General features: G+C 50.5%; 6 protein-coding genes. 4 read left to right on the forward strand and 2 right to left on the reverse strand.

What is annotated here, in order from left to right; translation table 11 throughout:
* Positions 1 to 61 precede the first annotated feature (61 nt).
* Positions 62 to 463: a metal ABC transporter solute-binding protein, Zn/Mn family gene (locus INT33_RS20755; protein ID WP_319643950.1), complete on the reverse strand. Its 402-nt coding sequence runs from the start codon at positions 461 to 463 to the stop codon at positions 62 to 64.
* A gap of 368 nt (positions 464 to 831) precedes the next feature.
* On the opposite strand from INT33_RS20755, the gene INT33_RS20760 reads away from it, so the two are divergent.
* Positions 832 to 993 (forward strand): hypothetical protein, encoded by a 162-nt coding sequence (locus tag INT33_RS20760; protein ID WP_192539229.1) that lies wholly within the window; start codon positions 832 to 834, stop codon positions 991 to 993.
* A gap of 102 nt (positions 994 to 1,095) precedes the next feature.
* On the opposite strand, the gene INT33_RS20765 is transcribed toward INT33_RS20760, so the two are convergent.
* The gene (locus INT33_RS20765; protein WP_018916758.1) at positions 1,096 to 1,293 is read right to left on the reverse strand and encodes a hypothetical protein; all 198 of its coding nucleotides are present in this window, start codon (positions 1,291 to 1,293) and stop codon (positions 1,096 to 1,098) included.
* A 203-nt stretch (positions 1,294 to 1,496) separates the two neighbouring features.
* On the opposite strand from INT33_RS20765, the gene INT33_RS20770 reads away from it, so the two are divergent.
* From INT33_RS20770 to trpC, 3 genes are read left to right on the forward strand one after another with little or no spacing between them, the layout of a single operon-like run.
* Positions 1,497 to 2,087: an anthranilate synthase component II gene (locus INT33_RS20770; RefSeq protein WP_192539230.1), complete on the forward strand. Its 591-nt coding sequence runs from the start codon at positions 1,497 to 1,499 to the stop codon at positions 2,085 to 2,087.
* 36 nt (positions 2,088 to 2,123) lie between these two features.
* On the forward strand, positions 2,124 to 3,143 hold the full coding sequence (gene trpD, locus INT33_RS20775; RefSeq protein ID WP_192539231.1) for an anthranilate phosphoribosyltransferase: 1,020 nt from the start codon (positions 2,124 to 2,126) through the stop codon (positions 3,141 to 3,143).
* Positions 3,144 to 3,152: 9 nt separating this feature from the next.
* Positions 3,153 to 3,956, forward strand: coding sequence for an indole-3-glycerol phosphate synthase TrpC (gene trpC / locus INT33_RS20780; protein WP_193092921.1), 804 nt, complete (start codon positions 3,153 to 3,155; stop codon positions 3,954 to 3,956).
* The last annotated feature ends 157 nt before the right edge of the window (positions 3,957 to 4,113 follow it).

Below are 4,113 nucleotides of genomic sequence, written 5' to 3' on the forward strand. Positions count from 1 at the left end.
CCGCCATCGCCAGAGCCACAAAAAAGGGATCCTCAGATGAGAATCCCTTTATGATCAAAAACTATGGGACAGCAATGGGGTCGACCGCCCCTTTATATTGGCCTGTGGTGATGGCTAGCGGAATAATGTCGGCGTTTTCTGCAACGCTTTTAAGGACAAGCGAGTCATCAGACATGGCCACGACATGACGTAGCCAGGGCTCTAATCCAAAGCCGTTATAAAACATAATATCGGCTTTTTCGATGGCCAAAACGTTGGGCGGCGTTAGCTCCCAGTTATGGACATCAGCACCGGTGGGCACGATAACGCTTACCTGAATATCGTCGCCTGCAATGCGCTTAACCAGATCTTCAAGGACTGGAAAAGAAGCGATGACATTGAGTGTTGAGGCGCTTGCTAGCGGTGATGCGCTCATAAAAATACTTAACACGAGCGTGCGTACCCAGGTCACTCGCTTTTGCATTTTACGCTCCCACTCGATTAAAGGCTCAAGATAATAAAGACTGCTGCGCCCTATGGCTAGTTCCTGAGCGTTTAAAATTGGTTATAAGCTGTTGTTATTAATAGTATAAGACTTGTAGAAGGAAACGTTTAATTGGTCGATTTGCAACTTATTTATGCTTAGAAAGGATATTGTGATCATGGCGCGTGGTGTTTAATCCACGAGCATGCTAACTAAAAATAGTAATGCTGATCACCTATTTCCATCATAAAAAGTCTGTTCCATAACAATCTGTTTCATAACAAAGGGCCTGAGAATATCAAATTAGAAAAATATAAGGTTGGAAAAATGTTCTACCCTTGAGGTTGTTTCACCCAAGGAGAAGGACGATGAGCGAATTTTATAAAGTGCAGGAGCGCAACGGTGAATTTCACGTGATTGATACGCGACCCGATGACTCTCAAACCGATGAAACCTCCGTGGTTTCCTATTCCACCCGCCAAGAGGCCGAAGGCGAAGCCAAGCGTCTTAACGAAAACTCTTTAGGTTAAATTACTTAGGCTACGGTACTCGGCACCAACGTCAAAACAGAAAGCCTGCGGGCTTTCTGTTTTTTAAAGGCTGCTGTTTTAAATTGAACTGTTTGGAAAGAATTACTTTTTCTTTCTCATGAACGGAAAAATCTTTGCCATAGCGTTGGCGAGCTGTTGATCAATGGGTGTGTGGTCCAGGCTCACCGCGGCTCGGGCAGCGGTATACGTCCCTTTATACTCTCGGGCGATTTCGCTATCGGGCACGCTGTCAGGTATTTTTTCCTTGTCCCGAATTATATCGATGACGGCCTTATCCATGGCGTTCTCCTATTAAGTGAATGCCTTCTTCAGCATAGACCAGTACGGCTAAAAATTTGCAACGTCGCAACGGCCATAGCGATTACCTTCATCCAACGATACAATCCCTTGATTAAGCGCATCTGCAAATAATGGTGTAGGTGAGTAAAGAGCTGAGTAATAAGGTGGGTATCTCGGGTGAGTTATAAGGTAATCAGTGGGTTATGATTAAAAAAGTCTTGATGCTCGATAACTATGACAGCTTCACCTTTAACATTGTCCAATATCTAAGCGAATTGGGCGCTGAGGTGGTGACCCACCGTAACGATGCGATTAGCATCGAGCAAATTGAAGCGCTGTCGCCCACGCATCTGGTTATTTCCCCTGGCCCCTGTACGCCAAACGAGGCCGGTATTTCAATGGCGGCAATTGGCTATTTTGCCGGGAAGCTACCTATTCTGGGTGTCTGCTTGGGACATCAGGCCATCGGTCAGGTGTATGGTGGCCAAGTGATTCGTGCTCCTAAGGTGATGCATGGTAAAACGTCAGCTGTTTTACATTTGAACCAAGGTGTCTTTGAAGGTTTGGATAACCCGGTTGAAGTGACTCGCTATCACTCATTAGTCGTTGATAAGGAGACACTGCCCAGTTGCCTGGAAGTGACCGCTTGGACAGTAGACGATGATGTGACGCCAGGTTTGATCATGGGGTTACGCCATCGCACAATGGATGTAGAAGGGGTTCAGTTTCACCCTGAATCAATACTCACTCGCCAAGGCCATGAGCTGTTGGCTAATTTTTTAAAACGTGGCTGATTGCCTGTTTCACACGCTTTAGAGGCTCCTCTGCTCATGCAAATGCGAGATGCAATTAATGCGGTGATACACCGCGAGAACCTCCCTTTTGATGTAATGCATGCTTTGATGCGGCAAATAATGACGGGCGTTGCCACCGACGCTCAGGTGGGCGGCTTGCTGGTCGGGCTTGCCATGAAGGGAGAAAGCGCTGAGGAGATTAGCGCGGCCGCCCAGGTAATGCGCGATTTGATGCGGCGCGTTCAGCTTAATGCTGAAAACGTGGTGGATATTGTCGGCACCGGTGGTGACGGCGCTAATTTGTTTAATGTATCCACCGCTTCAAGCTTTGTAGCCGCGGCGGCAGGCGCCCACGTCGCGAAGCACGGAAATCGCAGCGTTTCCTCATCATCAGGCAGTGCGGATCTTTTTGATATCGCAGGCATTTACCTGGATCTTAAGCCCGAGCAGGTAGCCCGCTGTATTGAGCAGGTGGGGGTCGGCTTCATGTTTGCGCCTAACCATCACCCAGCAATGCGTTATGCCATCGGCCCGCGTCGTGAAATGGGTGTACGCACGCTATTTAATATTCTGGGGCCGTTGACCAATCCGGCGGGTGCGCCTAATCAGGTCGTGGGTGTGTACTCCCCTGAGCTGGTGCCGCTTATGGCCGAAGTGCTTAAAAAGCTAGGCAGCCGCCATGTCATGGTCGTCCACTCTGATGATGGGCTGGATGAAATCTCCCTGGCCGCACCGACTCAAGTCGCTGAGCTTAAAGACGGTGAGATTACCCAGTACACGGTTACGCCTGAAGTATTGGGCATTGAGCGCCAAAGCCTGGCAACACTAAAGGCGGCCAATGCAGAAGATAGTCTGCGATTGGTGAAGGCAGCCTTGAGTGGTGAGGGAGCAGCTGCCGACATGGTATCGCTCAATGCTGGCGCCGCGCTTTACTGCGCCGGCGTAGCCGATAACTTGAAAGAGGGCGTAATGATTGCCCAGGATGCGCAGGCGTCTAAATTGCCGCTCGAGAAACTCAGAGAGCTTTCTCACTTCACCAGCGTTTTTAAAGGGTAATTGATCGCCATGACTCAACAGACAACGCCGACTATTTTAACGCGTATTCTGGCGCGTAAAGATCAGGAAGTCGCGGAGCGTCAGCAGGCGGTTTCTGAAGCTGACTTGCTGGCCTTGGCCGAGAAGCAAAGCGCCCCGCGCGGCTTTATCAACGCACTTAATCAGCGTATTGCAGCGGGCGACCCGGCGATTATCGCGGAAGTGAAAAAAGCCTCACCCTCCAAAGGGGTTATTCGTGAAGAGTTTCATCCTGCGGATATTGCCAAAAGCTATGCCCAGGGCGGCGCGGCTTGCTTGTCGGTGCTGACCGATGCTGACTTTTTCCAGGGCCACGAAGATTATTTGATCGCTGCGCGGGATGTATGCGAGCTGCCGGTCATTCGTAAAGACTTTATTACCCACGGCTATCAGGTTAGCGAGGCACGAGCGATTGGCGCCGACTGTATTTTGCTGATTGTGGCGGCTCTTGATGATACCCAGCTGCGTGACCTGCACCAGCAGGCCAACCAGCTGGGTATGGATGTACTCGTGGAAGTACATGATGGCGAGGAGCTTAACCGGGCGCTCAAGCTCGATTTAGCGCTGGTGGGGATTAATAATCGCAATCTGCATACCTTCGATACCAGCCTGAATACCACGCTGGATTTACTGGCGCAGATTCCCGATAACGTCACCGTGATCACCGAATCGGGTATCCATACTCGAGACGATGTTCAACTGATGCGCGACCATCGCGTCAATGGCTTTTTGGTAGGTGAGGCCTTTATGCGCCAGCCCGACCCAGGCCAGGCGCTTAAAAACCTGTTTTTCTAACCCGCCGTTAGCTCCTCTTACTGACTGTCAGCACTGCGTAGCACGTTCAGCAGGGCCTGCAGCGGGTGGGGGAGCACTAGATGGGAAAAGCGCTTTACCTGACTTCGGCACGAATAGCCCGTCGCCAGCAGTCTTCCCGCGTTCCCGGGGGCGTCCA

The organism is Halomonas colorata, from assembly GCF_014897985.1.
Lineage (GTDB): Bacteria > Pseudomonadota > Gammaproteobacteria > Pseudomonadales > Halomonadaceae > Vreelandella > Vreelandella colorata.